The 16,821-nt window shown below is 37.4% G+C and carries 19 protein-coding genes and 1 pseudogene; 11 read left to right on the top strand and 9 right to left on the bottom strand.

Annotation, left to right across the window (positions count from 1 at the left end; genetic code table 11):
* The first annotated feature begins 198 nt into the window (after positions 1–198).
* Genes potA through potC form a run of 3 tightly spaced genes read left to right on the top strand, consistent with a single transcriptional unit; the run spans position 199 to position 2,925 of the window.
* Entirely contained in the window at positions 199–1,311 is a 1,113-nt protein-coding gene (gene potA / locus ACWIW0_RS03795; RefSeq protein ID WP_454443826.1) for a spermidine/putrescine ABC transporter ATP-binding protein PotA, read from the top strand.
* A complete protein-coding gene (gene potB, locus ACWIW0_RS03790) occupies positions 1,298–2,158 on the top strand; it encodes a spermidine/putrescine ABC transporter permease PotB (protein ID WP_454452258.1) in 861 nt (286 codons plus the stop codon). The genes potA and potB overlap by 14 nt, the downstream gene beginning before the upstream one ends.
* Positions 2,158–2,925, top strand: a complete 768-nt coding sequence (gene potC, locus ACWIW0_RS03785) for a spermidine/putrescine ABC transporter permease PotC (RefSeq protein ID WP_454452257.1) — start codon at positions 2,158–2,160, stop codon at positions 2,923–2,925. Before potB ends, potC begins: the two co-directional genes overlap by 1 nt.
* A 205-nt stretch (positions 2,926–3,130) precedes the next feature.
* Here potC and bioB read toward each other — a convergent pair whose 3' ends face one another.
* From bioB to ACWIW0_RS03770, 3 genes are read right to left on the bottom strand one after another with little or no spacing between them, the layout of a single operon-like run.
* Positions 3,131–4,135, bottom strand: a complete 1,005-nt coding sequence (bioB, locus tag ACWIW0_RS03780; RefSeq protein ID WP_454452256.1) for a biotin synthase BioB — start codon at positions 4,133–4,135, stop codon at positions 3,131–3,133.
* Between the two features lie 49 nt (positions 4,136–4,184).
* The gene (rluB, locus tag ACWIW0_RS03775) at positions 4,185–5,195 is read right to left on the bottom strand and encodes a 23S rRNA pseudouridine(2605) synthase RluB (protein ID WP_454446641.1); all 1,011 of its coding nucleotides are present in this window, start codon (positions 5,193–5,195) and stop codon (positions 4,185–4,187) included.
* Positions 5,196–5,251: 56 nt separating this feature from the next.
* The gene (locus tag ACWIW0_RS03770) at positions 5,252–5,869 is read right to left on the bottom strand and encodes an L-threonylcarbamoyladenylate synthase (RefSeq protein ID WP_454452255.1); all 618 of its coding nucleotides are present in this window, start codon (positions 5,867–5,869) and stop codon (positions 5,252–5,254) included.
* Positions 5,870–6,135: 266 nt separating this feature from the next.
* On the opposite strand from ACWIW0_RS03770, the gene ACWIW0_RS03765 reads away from it, so the two are divergent.
* The 3 genes from ACWIW0_RS03765 to ACWIW0_RS03755 all read left to right on the top strand — a co-directional run bounded on the left by ACWIW0_RS03765 (position 6,136) and on the right by ACWIW0_RS03755 (position 9,684).
* A complete protein-coding gene (locus ACWIW0_RS03765; RefSeq protein WP_454452254.1) occupies positions 6,136–7,059 on the top strand; it encodes an aminoimidazole riboside kinase in 924 nt (307 codons plus the stop codon).
* A 114-nt stretch (positions 7,060–7,173) separates the two neighbouring features.
* Positions 7,174–8,616, top strand: coding sequence for a glycoside hydrolase family 32 protein (locus ACWIW0_RS03760; protein ID WP_454452253.1), 1,443 nt, complete (start codon positions 7,174–7,176; stop codon positions 8,614–8,616).
* A 45-nt stretch (positions 8,617–8,661) separates the two neighbouring features.
* Positions 8,662–9,684 (top strand): LacI family DNA-binding transcriptional regulator, encoded by a 1,023-nt coding sequence (locus tag ACWIW0_RS03755; RefSeq protein WP_454452252.1) that lies wholly within the window; start codon positions 8,662–8,664, stop codon positions 9,682–9,684.
* Between the two features lie 86 nt (positions 9,685–9,770).
* Here the strand turns inward: ACWIW0_RS03755 and nhaA are convergent, their stop codons facing one another.
* Positions 9,771–10,958: a Na+/H+ antiporter NhaA gene (gene nhaA, locus ACWIW0_RS03750; protein ID WP_454452251.1), complete on the bottom strand. Its 1,188-nt coding sequence runs from the start codon at positions 10,956–10,958 to the stop codon at positions 9,771–9,773.
* 154 nt (positions 10,959–11,112) lie between these two features.
* On the opposite strand from nhaA, the gene ACWIW0_RS03745 reads away from it, so the two are divergent.
* From ACWIW0_RS03745 to yidD, 4 genes are all read left to right on the top strand, one after another.
* Positions 11,113–11,541 carry an EamA family transporter gene (locus ACWIW0_RS03745; protein WP_454452250.1) on the top strand — a complete coding sequence of 143 codons (429 nt, stop codon included), beginning with the start codon at positions 11,113–11,115 and terminating at the stop codon, positions 11,539–11,541.
* A gap of 117 nt (positions 11,542–11,658) precedes the next feature.
* Positions 11,659–11,793, top strand: coding sequence for a 50S ribosomal protein L34 (rpmH, locus tag ACWIW0_RS03740; protein WP_005599701.1), 135 nt, complete (start codon positions 11,659–11,661; stop codon positions 11,791–11,793).
* A 36-nt stretch (positions 11,794–11,829) separates the two neighbouring features.
* Positions 11,830–12,210, top strand: coding sequence for a ribonuclease P protein component (gene rnpA, locus ACWIW0_RS03735; protein WP_454452249.1), 381 nt, complete (start codon positions 11,830–11,832; stop codon positions 12,208–12,210).
* The gene (yidD, locus tag ACWIW0_RS03730) at positions 12,159–12,443 is read left to right on the top strand and encodes a membrane protein insertion efficiency factor YidD (protein WP_454452248.1); all 285 of its coding nucleotides are present in this window, start codon (positions 12,159–12,161) and stop codon (positions 12,441–12,443) included. The genes rnpA and yidD overlap by 52 nt, the downstream gene beginning before the upstream one ends.
* 290 nt (positions 12,444–12,733) lie before the next feature.
* Here yidD and menB read toward each other — a convergent pair whose 3' ends face one another.
* Positions 12,734–13,591, bottom strand: a complete 858-nt coding sequence (menB, locus tag ACWIW0_RS03725) for a 1,4-dihydroxy-2-naphthoyl-CoA synthase (protein ID WP_157395581.1) — start codon at positions 13,589–13,591, stop codon at positions 12,734–12,736.
* 142 nt (positions 13,592–13,733) lie between these two features.
* On the opposite strand from menB, the gene ACWIW0_RS03720 reads away from it, so the two are divergent.
* Entirely contained in the window at positions 13,734–14,363 is a 630-nt protein-coding gene (locus tag ACWIW0_RS03720) for an FKBP-type peptidyl-prolyl cis-trans isomerase (protein ID WP_454452247.1), read from the top strand.
* A gap of 242 nt (positions 14,364–14,605) precedes the next feature.
* On the opposite strand, the pseudogene rplP reads toward ACWIW0_RS03720, so the two are convergent.
* The 4 genes and pseudogenes from rplP to ACWIW0_RS03700 form a co-directional block, all read right to left on the bottom strand.
* Positions 14,606–14,686 (bottom strand): annotated as a pseudogene (gene rplP, locus ACWIW0_RS03715) (50S ribosomal protein L16); the annotation flags it as partial.
* Between the two features lie 93 nt (positions 14,687–14,779).
* On the bottom strand, positions 14,780–15,376 hold the full coding sequence (locus tag ACWIW0_RS03710) for a hypothetical protein (protein ID WP_454452246.1): 597 nt from the start codon (positions 15,374–15,376) through the stop codon (positions 14,780–14,782).
* Positions 15,377–15,418: 42 nt separating this feature from the next.
* The gene (locus tag ACWIW0_RS03705; RefSeq protein WP_454452245.1) at positions 15,419–16,123 is read right to left on the bottom strand and encodes a hypothetical protein; all 705 of its coding nucleotides are present in this window, start codon (positions 16,121–16,123) and stop codon (positions 15,419–15,421) included.
* A gap of 66 nt (positions 16,124–16,189) precedes the next feature.
* The gene (locus tag ACWIW0_RS03700; protein ID WP_454452244.1) at positions 16,190–16,762 is read right to left on the bottom strand and encodes a hypothetical protein; all 573 of its coding nucleotides are present in this window, start codon (positions 16,760–16,762) and stop codon (positions 16,190–16,192) included.
* Positions 16,763–16,821 lie beyond the last annotated feature (59 nt).

The raw sequence follows: 16,821 nt of genomic DNA, 5'->3' as shown, positions 1-16,821 counted from the left end.
ACATTAGTTTTGATGATTGGTTTCACAATAGAAAATTAAAGCAAATTCCTTAAATTCGTAATTTTTACTTTCATTCCCCCCTTATTCACTATATTATTGTAGATTATTCTAGAGCGTTATGATGACGCTGTTCACGCTGAATTTTTATTCAGATTTTTGCCTTTTCTCAACAATACCCTAGGGGGAAAACAAAAATAAATGGAAAAGTTAGATCAAAAACCAATTATTGAGCTTCGTTCTATAACGAAACGTTATGGTGATAAAACAATTATTGATAACTTAAATCTTACCATTAACGATGGTGAATTTTTAACAATTTTAGGTCCATCTGGTTGTGGTAAAACCACTGCATTACGTTTAATTGCGGGTTTTGAAGAATTAACGGAAGGTTCAATTATTTTGGATGGACAAGATGTGTCTAACATTCCAGCAGAACAACGCCCTGTCAATACCGTATTCCAAAGTTATGCCCTTTTCCCACATATGACAATTTTTGAAAATGTGGCATTTGGTTTAAGAATGCAGAAAGTACCTGAAAGTGAAATTAAACCGCGTGTAATGGACGCTTTACGAATGGTTCGTCTTGAAGAAATGGCTGGACGTAAACCTTCTCAACTTTCTGGTGGGCAGCAACAACGTATTGCAATTGCACGCGCCGTAGTTAATAAGCCAAAAGTACTGTTATTAGATGAATCACTTTCTGCACTTGACTACAAATTGCGTAAAGAGATGCAAAATGAGCTAAAAGCTTTACAGCGTCAATTAGGTATTACCTTTATTTTCGTTACTCACGATCAAGAAGAAGCATTAACAATGTCTGATCGTATTATTGTGATGAATAAAGGAAATATTGAACAAGATGGTTCACCTCGTGAAATTTATGAGGATCCGAGTAATTTATTCGTTGCACGTTTTATCGGTGAAATTAACGTATTCGATGCAACTGTAATCGAGCGTGTCAGCGAGAAAACCGTAAAAGCGAACGTAGAAGGACGTATCTGTGAGATTTATACAGATATGCCAGTTCACCCAAATCAAAAACTTAAAGTATTACTTCGTCCTGAAGATATCTTGATTGAAGAGCTTGATGAGAACGAAAGTTCAAAAGCGATTATCGGGCATATCAGTGACCGTACTTATAAAGGTATGACGTTAGAGTCTAACGTTATTCTTGATCATAATCAGATGAAAGTATTGGTTAGTGAATTCTTTAACGAAGACGATCCGCATATGGATCACTCAGTAGGTCAGAAAGTGGCATTAACGTGGCACGAAGGCTGGGAGGTTGTACTCAACGATGAAGGTCGCTAGTAATAAATTCCAAAATATTACTGTTGGAGTTATTTTCGGTTGGTTGATTTTTTTCGTCTTAATTCCAAATTTACTGGTACTATTTACCAGTTTTATGACGAAAGACAGCAGCAACTTAATTGAATTTACATTCTCAATAGATAGCTATACTCGTTTAATTGATCCGCTATATTCACAAGTGTTGTGGAACTCGCTCTATATGGCAGGGATCTCAACGATTATTTGTTTAGTGATTGGGTATCCTTTTGCATTTATGATCGCAAAATTGCCAACGAAATACCGTCCATTTTTGTTATTTCTTGTGGTATTACCGTTCTGGACGAACTCGTTGATCCGAATTTATGGAATGAAGATTTTTCTAGGGGTAAAAGGGATTTTGAACGAAACATTACTCAGTTTAGGTATTATTGATACGCCTATCCGTATTTTAAATACAGAAATTGCAGTAGTTATTGGTTTAGTTTATATCCTATTACCATTTATGATTTTGCCACTTTATTCTTCCATTGAGAAGATTGATGGTCGCTTACTTGAAGCTGCAAAAGACTTAGGTGCAAATGCATTCCAACGTTTTATTCGAGTAATTATTCCACTTACAATGCCAGGTATTGTAGCAGGTTGCTTATTAGTATTACTTCCTGCAATGGGAATGTTCTATGTAGCAGATTTATTAGGTGGTGCGAAAGTATTACTAGTCGGTAACATTATTAAGAGTGAATTCTTGGTAACACGTAACTGGCCGTTTGGTTCAGCAATCAGTATTGCCTTAACTATCTTAATGGCGTTAATGCTTTATGTGTACTATCGTGCAAATAAACTAATGAATAAGAAAGTGGAGTTAGAGTAATGAAACGCGTATTTAAAAGCCTCTTTATGTTTGTGGTGTACGCGTATTTGTACATTCCAATTATTATTTTAATCGTAAACTCTTTTAACGCTGATCGCTATGGATTAACGTGGAAAGGTTTTAGTTGGAACTGGTATGAACGTTTGTTTAATAACGATACCTTGATCCAAGCAGCAATGAACTCTATAACAGTTGCTTTCGTTTCAGCAACCTTTGCAACCTTAATTGGTGCATTAACCTCTATTGCGTTATATCGCTATCGTTTCCGCGGTAAACAAGCGGTGGGCGGAATGTTATTTGTGGTAATGATGTCGCCTGATATTGTAATGGCAGTTTCTTTACTGGCGTTATTTATGTTAGTTGGTGTATCACTAGGATTCTGGTCGCTATTATTTGCACATATCACATTCTGTTTACCGTATGTGGTAATTACTGTTTCTTCACGCTTAAAAGATTTTGATGGAAAAATGCTTGAAGCAGCAAAAGATTTAGGTGCTAGTGAAATGGTAATTTTGCGTAAGATCTTACTTCCGTTATTATTACCAGCGATTGTGTCAGGTTGGTTATTGAGCTTTACTATTTCACTAGATGATGTGGTTGTTTCATCTTTCGTAACCAGTGCAAGTTACGAAGTATTACCATTGAAGATCTTCTCATTAGTGAAAACAGGGGTAACGCCTGAAGTTAATGCCCTTGCGACTATAATGATTATCTTCTCACTCGCCTTAGTGATTTTAAGCCAAATTATTGGGCGTAAAAAAGACTAATAATTTATAAAGTATTCTGACTGCAAGACCTCTAGACCTATGTCTAGAGGTTTATCCAAACCTTCACAAAAATCATTATATTTTCGGGTATAGTAGAGATAAAAAGAATACATTCCTTTTTCATATCTAAGAAAAATATGTATTGCACTATATAAAAATTTAAGTCGCTTTTTCTATTTTTAGATCTTATAGAATTTATTAGGTGTCAGATAGCTTGGTAATTTAACGGATAGAGATCTAACTTATCCATTAACTGTCTATCGTGATCTTCTTCAGGATTTTCGGTAGTGAGTAGTTTATCGCCGTAGAAAATGGAGTTTGCTCCTGCCATAAAGCAAAGTGCTTGCATTGCTTCAGGCATATTACCACGCCCTGCGGACAGACGAACATAGCTTGTTGGCATTGTAATACGAGCTACCGCAATGGTGCGAACAAATTCAGTCCAGTCCAGATCTTCCGCTTCTGCTAAAGGTGTACCTTCTACCTTAACTAGTTGATTGATCGGAACACTTTCAGGTTGTGGATCTAGATTTGCAAGACTTGCGATTAACCCTGCTCGTTCAGGGCGAGTTTCGTTCATTCCCACAATACCACCACAACAGACTTTTAAGCCCGCATTGCGTACTTTGCCGAGAGTGTCCATTCGATCATCGTGGCTACGAGTATGAATTACTTTATGGTAGCGTTCAGGATCGGTATCTAAATTATGATTGTAGTAATCTAATCCTGCATTTTTGAGATCTTCCGCCATTCCATCTTCTAACATACCAAAAGTGCCGCAAGTTTCTAAGCCAAGATCTTTGACTGCCGAAATGATCTTAGATACCGTATCAATATCTTTTGGTTTTGGACCTCGCCACGCAGCCCCCATACAAAAACGACTCGCCCCACGAGCTTTTGCTATTTTGGCTTTTTCTAAAATTTCTTCAACTTCAAGCATTGTTTGGCGTTCTAGCCCTGTATCATAGCGGGCAGATTGTGGGCAATATTCGCAATCTTCAGGGCAACCACCTGTTTTAATTGAGAGTAATGTAGAAAGCTGAATTTCTTGCGGATTAAAATGCTCGCGGTGAACTTGAGCAGCTTTAAAAACGAGCTCCATAAATGGCATTTCAAATAACTCTTCGACTTGGCACTTTCGCCAGTATTGAGCTGTGGGGTGTGGCGTTAATTCACTTTTAGCTTTTAAACGAAGATTGAAAGTAGTCATTGATGATCCTTAAAAAAATAGCTAGGCAAAAATACCTAGCACTATTTTATTAGTTTTTACGGTATTTAGTATGCTGTTTTACCGCTTTTCTGATCTGTCTTGCACTGGTACGACGACGGTTTTTGGTGACATCAACTTTTGTTTCTGTTTCGGCAGATAAGCCAACTAACTCTCGTAGATAGTTTACCTGCTCTAATCCCATTTCTTCCCAGCCACCACGAGGTAAGCTTTTTTCCAGTTTAATGTTGCCGTAGCGGATACGAATTAAACGACTTACTTGAATACCTTGAGACTCCCATAAACGGCGGACTTCACGATTACGCCCTTCGGTTAAGGTAACATCAAACCATTGATTAAGCCCTGTTCCACCGATAACTTTAATTTGTTTGAAACTTGCTGGGCCATCTTCAAGTTGAACGCCTTTGCGTAAGCGTTGTAGCATTGCATCATCAACTTCCCCAAAAACGCGTACTGAATATTCACGTTCAACTTCACGACTTGGGTGCATTAAGCGGTTGGCTAATTCACCATCGGTCGTAAATAATAGTAAGCCCGATGTGTTGATATCTAAACGTCCGACAGCAATCCAACGAGAGCCACTAATGCGTGGTAATCGGTCAAATACCGTTGCTCTACCTTCAGGATCAGAGCGAGTACAAAGTTCTCCTTCTGGTTTGTAGTACATCAATACTCGACAAATTTCTTTCTGGGTTGGGATTAGATTGACTAAATGCCCGTCAATACGAATTTTGGTACTTGAGCTGACTTGAACTCGGTCGCCTAAGGTTGCTATTTTTCCATCAACACTGACTCGTCCTGCTGCAATCACTTCTTCAATTTCACGGCGAGAACCTTGACCTGCTCTAGCTAATACTTTTTGTAATTTCTCTCCAACGACTTTGGTGGTTTTAGTTACACTTACTTCACTGATAGCGGTAGGTTTTTCAACTTTTTTTACAACCTGTGAACGAGAAGTCGTTTGGCGATTTGAGCGTGGGGTTTGTGTATTTTTTGTAGAATCTGACCGCTTAGGGTTATTTGATTTACGAAATGTTGTCATTTTTGTTCCTTATTGTCGCTTTCACAAGCGTCGATTATTTGGGTTAAATTAGGGAATTAGTTAAACGGAGTCGGATCACCTGAGCCAACTCGAATAATTTCAGGGCTATCTTGGGTTAAGTCAATCACCGTTGTTGGGTCTTGACCTAAATAACCACCGTGAATAATTAAATCTACTTGATGTTCAAGATAATCTCGAATCATATCAGGGTCAGATTGGGTAATTTCTTCATCAGGAAGCATTAACGAGCAAGAGAGAATCGGTTCTCCCAGTGCAGCAATTAACGCTAATGCTATCGCATTATCAGGTACTCGAATACCGATGGTTTTTCGTTTTGTCAGTAAACGGCGAGGTACATCTTTTGTTGCAGGTAAAATAAAAGTGTAAGGATTTGGCACATTATTTTTGATTAAGCGATAAGATTGGTTTGTTACCAACGCATAAGTCGAAAGCTCAGATAAATCACTACATACTAAAGTAAAATTATGATTTTCAGGTAATTTACGAATAGCCACAATTTTATCCATTGCGTGCTTTTCACCTAATCCACACCCAAGAGCATAGCCAGAATCTGTTGGGTAAACAATTACCCCTCCTTTTTTGATAATTTCAACCGCTTGGTTAATCAAACGAGGTTGAGGATTCTCTGGATGAATATAAAAAAATTGACTCATTATATTGCCCTTTGACTTCTGTATAAAACGAAAGTAGAGATTATACGCTGTTTATCTTTTGTGGGGTAGGGTTTATCATAACTGTGTGGGGTTTTCATCATAAGAGGCAATTAAAAATAAATTGGAGGGTTAAAGTAGAGAAGTAGATGAATATAACTGCTAATCTACCCAAATAAAAATTGCCCTAAACAGTTTCTTAAATTGCAAAACTAAAACGTTTTAGCTACTATTCGTTCTATAAATTTTTTAATTAGAGAGTATAAAATATGAGCAAAATTTGGGTGTTAGGTGATGCGGTTGTGGATTTAATTCCAGATGGCGAAAATCACTATTTACGCTGTGCGGGTGGTGCACCTGCAAATGTGGCTGTTGGGGTTTCTCGTTTAGGTGGTGAAACAGGGTTTATTGGGCGTGTTGGAAATGATCCGCTTGGTAAGTTTATGCAACAAACCTTACAAAATGAGCAAGTTTCTACTGAGCATATGGTTCTCGACCCACAACAAAGAACTTCAACGGTTATTGTTGGGCTTGATAATGGCGAACGTAGTTTTACTTTTATGGTCAATCCAAGTGCCGATCAATTCTTAGAAGTAACAGATCTACCGCATTTTAATCGCAACGAATGGTTACACTGCTGTTCTATTGCGTTGATCAACAATCCTTCTCGTTCAACCACCATTGAAGCTATTCGCCGTATTAAACAAGCGGGCGGTTTCTTCTCATTTGATCCAAATTTACGCGAATCTTTATGGCAATCTCTTGATGAAATGAAAACGGTAGTAAATAGCGTTGTGGCAATGGCGGATGTGTTAAAGTTCTCTGAAGAAGAATTAACCCTATTAACCAATACGACAACCCTTGAGCAAGCGACATCTGCCATTACCGCTCAATATCCAGAAAAGCTTATTATCATTACTTTAGGTAAAGATGGTGCAATTTATCATCTTAATGGTGAGAGTAAAGTCGTGGCGGGTAAAGCATTACAGCCCGTTGATACCACAGGTGCAGGCGATGCTTTTGTGAGTGGGTTACTTGCTGGCTTATCACAACAGTCAGAATGGAAAAGTGAGCAAGTTTTAACGGAAATTATCCGTAAAGCCAATGCGTCAGGGGCGTTAGCTACCACAGCGAAAGGGGCAATGTCTGCACTCCCAAATAAACAACAACTTGATGAATTTTTAGCAAGTTAATGGTATTAGCCCCTTAATAGTAAGCGGTTGGATTGAGTCGATTTTTTGTAAGTAGTGCGTTGTAATGCACTATCTTCTAATGTCAGCCGTTTCTTATTTAAAAGGATAAAAACAATGCATATTTTTAATCAAGGTAAGTATAAGAGCTTACACGCTCAATCCACTGGAGAACTTGCACAAATTCGTGAGCAAGTGCTATCTGATAAAGACTTCCGACCAACTTATCATCTCGCTCCACCAACAGGACTACTCAATGATCCTAACGGCTTGATCTTTGATGGTGAACACTATCACGTTTTCTATCAATGGTTTCCTTATGATGCTATACACGGAATGAAGCATTGGAAGCACTTTATTACTCGGGATTTTCACACTTTCAGTGAAGCCGATAGCCTAATTCCCGATGAAATGTTTGAATCTCACGGTTGTTATTCAGGTGGTGCGATTTTATGGCAAGATAAAATTGTCGCATTCTATACGGGTAATACACGCCGAGCCAGCGATAATCAGCGTGTACCGCATCAAAATATTGCGATTTTTGACAAGTTTGGTACGTTACTGGAAAAACGCTGCATTATCGACCAAGCTCCTGAAGGCTACACTGAACACGTTCGTGATCCAAAACCTTACATTACAACGGAAGGCAAAATTCGTTTTGTATTAGGGGCACAACGCCAAGATCTCACAGGCACTGCGTTAATCTATGAAATGGATAATTTGGACGATACACCACGCCTTATCGCTGAATTGGCTTTACCAAATTTTGATAACCAAAACGTTTTTATGTGGGAATGCCCTGATCTGTTCCAACTGAATGGTAAGGATATTTTCGTGTGGTCGCCACAAGGGAAACTGCGTGAAACGCAACAATTCCAAAATAATTTCCACGCAACCTATGCTATCGGCAAGTTATCACAACATCAATTTAACGCTGAACATATTGAAGAGTTAGATTACGGTTTTGATTTCTATGCACCACAAACGGTGCAAAACAGCACTGGGATTTTATATGGTTGGGTGGGGTTGCCTGATTTAACCTATCCGACCGACCGCTACAAATGGCACTCTATGCTCAGTTTGCCACGTCAGCTTTCTGTGCAGAATGGTAAGGTTTACCAAAAACCAGTGGTGGAAGTTTATGCACAATGCCATTCCAGCCAAAAAGTTACCATTGAACATAGCCAAATTATCGAGCATTTAGATACTGCCTATTTGCAATTTGAATGGCAAAACCAACCGCTTAACATTCGTTTTTTTGATAACGAGCAAGGGCAACATTTAACTTTAAGCTATCAAGACGGTTTGCTCTCTCTTGATCGCAGTGCATCAGAACAAACGGAACTAATGGCACAATTTGGCGAAACTCGATATTGCCAAGTGGATAAATTGGAAAAAGTCGAAATTTTCTTCGACCGTTCTGTAATGGAAATTTTTATCAATGATGGCGAAAAAGTGCTGACTTCACGCTTTTTTATCGAGAATAGAGAAAATATTATTCAAGTTTCTCAACCATTATCCTTAGAAATCGCACAAGTTTCGGCAATTGAATATAAATAGAGTACAATAGGCAAATCTGCGTAGATTTGCCTATCAAGGAAGACGATGAATATTCCACTCACAAGAAAAAGAGTTACACTCAATGATATTGCCGAATTAAGTGGCGTATCCAAAACAACGGTCAGTATGATTTTAAATGGTCAAGCTGACCAATTTCGTATCAAACCAGAAACTTGTGAGAAAGTAAAAGCGGTGGCGAAAGAGTGTGGCTACCGCGTAAATGCCTCTGCGAAAGCCTTAAAAATGCAACGAACGAATGTAGTTGGCTTGGTTATTCCTGATCTAACCAACTACGGCTTTGCTTTTAAAGCAAAACGTTTAGAAAAATTATGTCGTGAAAATGGCTTATTACTGGTTGTTGCTTGTTCTGATGACAACCCTGCTCAAGAAAAATTAGCGATTGATCGTTTGTTAGATCGCCAGATCGACCTGCTGATCACTGCACCGACACATCAAGATCCGAAATACTACAAAAGCATAATGAAACATACCCCAGTGGTTCAAATCGACCGTTATGTCTCTAACTTAGATCTCTGCTATGTTATCAGCCAAGATACACAGAAAATTGCCGAAGTGGTAAGTAAAGTGGCAATGGATTATCAACTTAGTGAGTATTTCTATTTTGGTGGTCAGCTCTCTTTATCGCCGAGCCTTTCTCGTTTGGCTGGTTTTCAACAAGGTCTAAAACAAGCAAATTTACAGGAACAAGGCGGTTGGATTCTGCATAAAAATTACCAGCCTGAAGCTGGCTATGAGATGTTACAAGAAGTTGTAGCTCGTTTAGGCAGACTTCCCCAAGCAATCTTTACCGCCTCTTACACGATTTTAGAAGGGGTATTACGCTATCTCACCGAGCATAAACAGATGGATAAATTACTTAATCGGGAACTCCATTTAGCAACATTTGACGATCACGATCTGTTAAATGCATTGCCTTTTCATATTCATTCCATCAAACAAAACCATCAACAAATTGCTGATGAAGTGTTCGCAACACTACGCCAAAAATTACAAGGGAAATCCCCTGAAAATTGTGTTGTTGAGTGTGAAATTGTTTGGCGAGATTAGAGTGAAAATCATTCAGTTGAGGTGATGTAATTCTTTGTACAATTGCAACTATCACCTCAACCTTAATCGACCATATTCTTAATTATCTATGCAGCTCTAGCTGATTTTACAGGTTTAGTAAAGCGTTTTAATAACACATAACCTAGTATTGCAGACACTGATGAGCCGATTAAAATCCCTAAGCGAGCCAAAGACATAAATTTACCATCAGCTTCTTCTCCTCCAAATGCTAATCCAGCAAGGAACATCGACATTGTGAATCCAATACCGCAGAGTACTGCTACGGCAAAAATTTGTTTTAAATTTACACCATCTGACAGTTTGGCAATCCCTAATTTAACCGCAAGATAGCTGAAACTAAACACCCCCAATGTTTTACCCACAATAAGCCCGAGTGCAACACCTAGTGTTAAGGTTGAAGTTAAGCTATGTAACCCCATTCCTGATAAGGATACGCCAGCATTTGAGAAAGCAAAAAGGGGTAAAATCACAAAAGAACACCAAGGAGCAAGAATGTGCTCTAATTCAAGTAGTGGTTTTTCGCCATTTTTACCTTTTAATGGAATACAAAAACCAATAATCACCCCAGCAAGGGTAGCGTGTACCCCTGATTTTAATACGGATGCCCATAAGATAATCCCAACCACTAAATAAGCACACAAAGCGGTAACTTTTAAGCGATTCATTGCAATTAATACAGCAATCGCAATAGCTGCAGAGACTAATGCTGTCGTACTTAACTCGTGAGAAAAGAAAATGGCAATTACCACAATTGCTCCAAGGTCATCAATAATTGCCAACGCTAATAGGAAAATCTTTAATCCAAAAGGCACACGTTTGCCAAGTAAAGCAAGTACGCCTACCGCAAAGGCAATATCTGTCGCCATTGGAATTGCCCACCCAGATTGGTGTTCAGGGTAAGATAAATTCAATAAAGCATAGATAAGTGCGGGAACAACCATTCCGCCCACAGCACCAATCGCAGGGAAAATCGCTTTTTGATAGCTAGAGAGTGCTCCAACAAGCATTTCTCGTTTCACTTCTAAGCCTACAAGAATGAAAAATACCGCCATAAAACCATCATTGACCCACATTAGTAAGGGTTTATGAATACTAAACAATCCAATTTGAATACTCACAGGCATTTCAAGAAAGTCAAAGTAAAGCTCTTTTAATGGTGAATTCGCAAAAATCATCGCAAAGGTTGCAAAAATCAATAATAAAACGCCACCTGCCGACTCCATTTTCAGAAATTGCTTAATTTGCTGAATCATACTTCCCCCTAAAATAAAATTATTCTCAATGAAAATAATCTTTTAACAAAATAGCCCTAAGAAATCAAGGGTAAATCAGTTGCAAAAAATATGCGGAATTTGACCGCTTACTGATACAATAACGGCTTCAATTTAAGGTTAAAAAAGGAATGTTATGTCACAAGAATGGTTCTATTGGGCATTAGCGTCAGCAATTTTTGCTTCGCTTACTGCGATTTTTGCGAAAGTCGGTTTACAGGGAATTGATTCTGATTTTGCAACGTTCATTCGTACTATTGTGATTTTAATCGCTCTTTGTGCTTTCCTTACTTATAGCGGAAAATGGCAACCTTTTGGGCAATTGACTAGCAAAAATTGGACATTTTTAATTCTATCAGGCTTGGCAACAGGGGCATCTTGGGTCGCTTATTTTAAGGCCTTGCAACTAGGCTCAGCATCACAAGTAGCCCCTATTGATAAATTGAGTATCTTATTTGTTACGCTATTTGCGGTACTCTTTTTAGGAGAAAGACCAACAGAGCAAGAATGGACGGGAATTGGTTTAATCGTACTTGGTGTACTATTTTTAGCAATAAAACGCTAACTAAAAGATGAATTACCTTGATCTTTACTTTCTTTATCGGTAGAATTCGCACTCTATTTTTCGTGATCCTTATTTGGCATATAGCCAATATTATTTAATTTATTAGGTAGATAGCAAATGAAACGTACATTTCAACCATCAGTATTAAAACGTGCTCGTACTCACGGTTTCCGTGCTCGTATGGCAACTAAAAACGGTCGTCAAGTATTAGCACGTCGTCGTGCTAAAGGTCGTAAGAGCTTATCTGCGTAATAGCAGTAAGCATAAGCCAAAACACTTAGTTTAAAAATGGCTAGTGTGAAGCTAACATTTTCTCGGGAGCTACGTCTGTTAGCTCCCGTTCAATTTAAAGCTGTTTTTGAACAGCCTTTTCGTGCAAGCACTCCACAACTAACCCTTCTTGCAAGAGAAAATTCTCTTGAAAACCCTCGCTTAGGTTTAACTGTTGCCAAAAAACATTTAAAACGAGCCCACGATCGCAATCGAATTAAACGCATTGTTCGAGAAAGTTTCCGTCTAAAACAGCAACAGCTACCTTGTTATGATTTTGTTTTTGTCGCTAAAGCAGGCATTGGCAAATTAAGTAACGCAGAATTATTCGAGATTTTGGAAAAACTATGGCAACGCCACATTCGTCTCGCCCAACAAACCAAGCAAAACCAAGCTTAATAGCCTATTTATTACTTGGGTTGGTACATTTTTATCGTTACGTGATTAGCCCATTGCTGGGCCCCCGTTGTCGATTTTACCCCACTTGCTCACAATATGCGTTAGATGCAATTCGTATTCACGGTGCAATAAAAGGGAGTTGGCTTACCGCAAAACGTCTTAGCCGTTGCCACCCTTTAAGTGAAGGAGGTGATGATCCCGTTCCCCCAAAATGTCATTGTAATAAGTCTTAATTTATTAAGAAACGGAATGACAAAATCTGAGAAAAATAATTACCATACATATAAGTTAAATACTATTGACATAAAAACTGTAGAAGATAAAACCAAATATCGTGGGTCTTATTTTACGTTAAAAGAAAAATGTTTTAACAGCAATTACATTTATAATGTTGAGAATTATTTTTCACATTATTTTGATTTTTGAAAAAGTACGTTTAAGCGTTTACTATAATGCCCCAACGCACTTTTTAACAACTATTTTGTGCTATATAAGGTCGGATTTTAGCTATTCTCCTTCCTTATTATGGATTACGTTTAAACTTGCTAAAATCAGGTGCACGTTTTTCGTTAAATGCGTTACGACCTTCTTGTCCTTCTTCAGTCATATAGAATAGCATTGTTGCGTTACCTGCTAATTCTTGTAAGCCAGCCTGACCATCACAATCTGCATTTAAAGCCGCTTTTAAACAACGTAAGGCAATTGGGCTATTACGCAACATCTCACGACACCAACGTACTGTCTCTTTTTCCAGATCAGCGTAAGGCACAACGGTATTGACTAATCCCATCTCTAAGGCTTCTTTTGCATCATATTGGCGACATAAGAACCAAATTTCACGTGCTTTTTTCTGTCCAACGATACGAGCCATATAACTTGCACCCCAACCGCCATCAAATGAACCAACTTTCGGGCCTGTTTGACCAAAGATCGCATTTTCAGCAGCAATCGTTAAATCGCATAACATATGTAAAACGTGTCCACCACCAATTGCATAACCTGCTACCATTGCGACCACAGGTTTCGGGCAGCTACGAATATCACGCTGGAAGTCTAGTACATTTAAGTGATGCACACCGCTTTCATCTTTATAACCACCGTAGTCGCCACGCACTTTTTGGTCGCCGCCTGAACAGAACGCTTTCTCGCCTTGCCCTGTTAGCACAATAACCCCAATTTTTTCATCAAAACGAGCATCAGAAAACGCTTGGATCATCTCTTTAACAGTTTGTGGGCGAAAAGCATTACGCACTTCAGGGCGGTTAATGGTAATTTTAGCAATTCCATCTGTGGATTTATGGTAAAGAATATCGGTATAACCTGTACTACAATCTTGCCATTCAACAGGAGCATAAAGTACATCATCTTTTGGATTTTGCATTAGTTCATTCCTTTTCGATTAAAAATAAGCGGTGGGATTATACCTTAAATTTGCAAATTTTTTGGAAAATCTCACCGCTTACTCTTGTATTTCAATTATTGATCGCCATATTAGGCACTCATTCAAACAATAAGGAAACATTATGTCTTTAAATTTAGATTCAGTCGCATTAGAAAGTGTGGAAGCAAAAGGTGGTTATGGTATTGGTTTACAAATCGGTCAGCAACTTTTAAGCAGTGGCTTAGATGTTGAACCTGAAGCGGTTGTAAAAGGAATTTTTGATGTATTAAATCAAAATCCACCGGCATTAGAACTAAACGAAGTGAGCCAAGCACTCCAAGAACTTTCACAACGTGCAGAAGCAGCACAAGCAGAAGCATTCAAAGCGTTAGAAGTAGAAGGAAAAGCATTCTTAGAAGAGAATAAAAAGCACGCATCAGTGAAAGAAACCGCAAGTGGTTTACAGTATGAAGTACTTTCTGAAGGAACAGGAAAAGTACCAACCAAAGCAGACAAGGTACGCGTACACTACACAGGTTCTTTAATTGACGGTACAGTATTTGATAGCTCAGTTAAACGTGGCACACCAGCAGAATTTCCTGTAAGCGGTGTAATTGCAGGTTGGACAGAAGCATTAACAATGATGCCTGTTGGTTCAAAATGGCGTTTAACTATTCCACATAACCTTGCTTACGGTGAACGTGGTGCAGGTGCATCAATTCCACCGTTTAGTACTTTAGTTTTCGAAGTGGAATTACTTGATATTATTTAACTCCCAATAATACAGAAGTTTATTTAGCTTTATTGATATAAAGGTGTAATGGATAAAATTGTTACTGATTTACCCATTACACATTCAAGCACAACATCAAAATCATTCAACTTATTTGTAGAAGATCAAACCTAATCTGACAGACACGGTAATTTTAAACGGGGACTGTCAGATTAGGTTTGATCTTCTACACATTAATTTCAACAACATCATCTAATTTAACTTCGTTATTTTCATCGTGCGCCCAGTTGGATTAAAGCTACCCAGTACTCAACGTTACCTTGACCCATACGGACTTCTAAAGATTTTTCTGTGATTGGTTTGCCCATTACACCGAGAAGTCACCACTTGTATTACGACAAGCGGTCAGTTTTCAAGATATATTTACTACTTTACTTATTGTTTAAAAGGGTAAATTATGATTTTTTAAACAACTCTTTTCCTTGCAACCATAGATAACAATCAATCTGTTTTAGGTCAAATTTTTCTAAGCCAAAATGTTTTTGAAAAGCTAATAATACGCTTTTAAAGGTTTCATAATTCCTCAATTCTACTCTTTTAAAAGATGAAAATTTATATTCTTTATTAAAAAAACAAAGGATTTTATCAACATAGCTATCATAAATAGGGAATGCTTTTGGGTTATGATGACTACAATATTTAGTGGCAAAAGAATAAAAATTTTTCTCTTTGTTATTTATGCTCACTCTCTGTATGTCACCCACTAAAGTAACATCTCCCTTTGCTAGACGTTCATCAATCTTTAATGAATGAATATGTTTTGCCACCGAATACACAGAAAAAATGTTGGTGCTATAAAAGTCATTTAGCGTTGATGCTTTTAATAAAACATCGCTTAACAGCTCATTTTTAGGCATAAGCTGACCAAAAAGTTTATTTAACGCTTCCTCTTGGGCAGTATAATTTTCAAGTGTTTTCCAGTAGTTAAGATATTTTTCTACTTCCACGACACTTGGTTTAGGAAGATTTTTTTCGCTGGAAATGGTTTTCATATAGTACCTCTGATTTTTTGTACTCTAATCTGTTCCCCAAAATTAAACATTTGACTCTTCCTCATCATTAACCAAAACATCATTTTTCACCTGTTTTACTACTTTTGCTGGCATCGAAAAACCTGGATACTTAATACAAAATCTCATTAGGCCACAAATGACAAATATTGTACCGCCCACGGGTGCAATAGCCGTTCTAACTTGATTTCTTTTATGTGTTTCTCTACGCTGATATTTTTCTCTTTTCATCACCGTTGCGAGAGCAATAGCCAACATCGTTACTAATATACCGACAATTAAAATGACACCTAGAACAAATATGAACAATATTTTTCCTAAAAACATAAAAAATGTAGAAAAAAACTCTCCTCCATTAGCTCTATAGGTTATGACCCACATTAACAAAAATAATATCGTGAGTAATAAAATATTTAACCAAAACTGAACATCTGCACTGATATATTTTTTATCATTTAAAATATTAGTCACAATGGGAATAATAACTACCATTAAAGTAATTAACATATCCAAACTATTAAAAAAGAATGCTCTTTTTTCAGAGTTCACATTAACTACACCGCAAATAATAACATAGCTCAATGCGACACCCACAACAATATAAGGCATATTAGGGGTTAATAAATATGCTTTAACCTCTTCTACATACATAGAAGGAACATTAAGATAAGAAAATATATCCAAAATCAAAGATATATAATTTCTTAATGAATTTTCTAATTGAACCATGAAATTTAATTCCTTAACTTTACAAATCTAAATAAAATAATGACTTCTTATGCAATGCAAATAATACTACTCGCTAACTTTCTTATTAAACCGGCCTTCCTTATTGAGTTTTTCAAATCTAGGTGTCACATTCTCCATAAGGTGTTTTTGTATTTTAATAGGTCGAGAATCTTTAGGATCAACTACACTATTATGGTTACAAGCCATTATTTTAGGTGATATTCCTGCTATTATTGCCATTTGAGCAGCTTGAAATAATTTTAAAACTGACATAGGCTCTTCTAATTTTTCCATTGTTAAATTTTTGTCTTTTTCAAGAATATCCACGAGAAACTCAATCCCTAAAGCCTTATCTAAAAGTCCCCAAACTAAAATATAGTCCTCACAAACTGCATTTGGAATATCTAAGTCCAATTTAGCCATTTGTGTTTCATAACGATCCATAGTTATCTTGACATCCTTTTCTAAATCACGAGAAAGATAAGGAGCTATATGTACTTCTGCAATAGAATGCAAATAAGGAAGCAATTCTGCGTCTTTACTAAGCCTTTGATATGCATTAGCAGAGCTGCCAAATACACCTAGAATAATTGAACTAACAGCAAGTAAAGAAAATTTCATAGAGTTGAGTGATTTCATTTATTCTCCTAAGTAATATTATTTATCAAGTAGTTTCCATTAGATTATTCACCAAAATA

It is taken from the genome of Ursidibacter sp. B-7004-1 (assembly GCF_053654055.1).
This window is presented reverse-complemented; position numbering and strand designations above follow the sequence as displayed.

Excerpts from the sequence above, each read along its gene's own strand:
- ACWIW0_RS03720 (WP_454452247.1), top strand. The coding sequence starts at position 13,734 with ATGTCTTTAAATTTAGATTCAGTCGCATTAGAAAGTGTGGAAGCAAAA.
- ACWIW0_RS03705 (WP_454452245.1), bottom strand. The coding sequence starts at position 16,123 with ATGGTTCAATTAGAAAATTCATTAAGAAATTATATATCTTTGATTTTG.
- menB (WP_157395581.1), bottom strand. The coding sequence starts at position 13,591 with ATGCAAAATCCAAAAGATGATGTACTTTATGCTCCTGTTGAATGGCAA.
- potA (WP_454443826.1), top strand. The coding sequence starts at position 199 with ATGGAAAAGTTAGATCAAAAACCAATTATTGAGCTTCGTTCTATAACG.
- nhaA (WP_454452251.1), bottom strand. The coding sequence starts at position 10,958 with ATGATTCAGCAAATTAAGCAATTTCTGAAAATGGAGTCGGCAGGTGGC.
- ACWIW0_RS03755 (WP_454452252.1), top strand. The coding sequence starts at position 8,662 with ATGAATATTCCACTCACAAGAAAAAGAGTTACACTCAATGATATTGCC.
- bioB (WP_454452256.1), bottom strand. The coding sequence starts at position 4,135 with ATGACTACTTTCAATCTTCGTTTAAAAGCTAAAAGTGAATTAACGCCA.
- rluB (WP_454446641.1), bottom strand. The coding sequence starts at position 5,195 with ATGACAACATTTCGTAAATCAAATAACCCTAAGCGGTCAGATTCTACA.
- ACWIW0_RS03745 (WP_454452250.1), top strand. The coding sequence starts at position 11,113 with ATGTCACAAGAATGGTTCTATTGGGCATTAGCGTCAGCAATTTTTGCT.
- potB (WP_454452258.1), top strand. The coding sequence starts at position 1,298 with ATGAAGGTCGCTAGTAATAAATTCCAAAATATTACTGTTGGAGTTATT.
- rnpA (WP_454452249.1), top strand. The coding sequence starts at position 11,830 with ATGGCTAGTGTGAAGCTAACATTTTCTCGGGAGCTACGTCTGTTAGCT.
- rpmH (WP_005599701.1), top strand. The coding sequence starts at position 11,659 with ATGAAACGTACATTTCAACCATCAGTATTAAAACGTGCTCGTACTCAC.
- ACWIW0_RS03710 (WP_454452246.1), bottom strand. The coding sequence starts at position 15,376 with ATGAAAACCATTTCCAGCGAAAAAAATCTTCCTAAACCAAGTGTCGTG.
- ACWIW0_RS03700 (WP_454452244.1), bottom strand. The coding sequence starts at position 16,762 with ATGAAATCACTCAACTCTATGAAATTTTCTTTACTTGCTGTTAGTTCA.
- potC (WP_454452257.1), top strand. The coding sequence starts at position 2,158 with ATGAAACGCGTATTTAAAAGCCTCTTTATGTTTGTGGTGTACGCGTAT.
- ACWIW0_RS03770 (WP_454452255.1), bottom strand. The coding sequence starts at position 5,869 with ATGAGTCAATTTTTTTATATTCATCCAGAGAATCCTCAACCTCGTTTG.
- ACWIW0_RS03765 (WP_454452254.1), top strand. The coding sequence starts at position 6,136 with ATGAGCAAAATTTGGGTGTTAGGTGATGCGGTTGTGGATTTAATTCCA.
- yidD (WP_454452248.1), top strand. The coding sequence starts at position 12,159 with ATGGCAACGCCACATTCGTCTCGCCCAACAAACCAAGCAAAACCAAGC.
- ACWIW0_RS03760 (WP_454452253.1), top strand. The coding sequence starts at position 7,174 with ATGCATATTTTTAATCAAGGTAAGTATAAGAGCTTACACGCTCAATCC.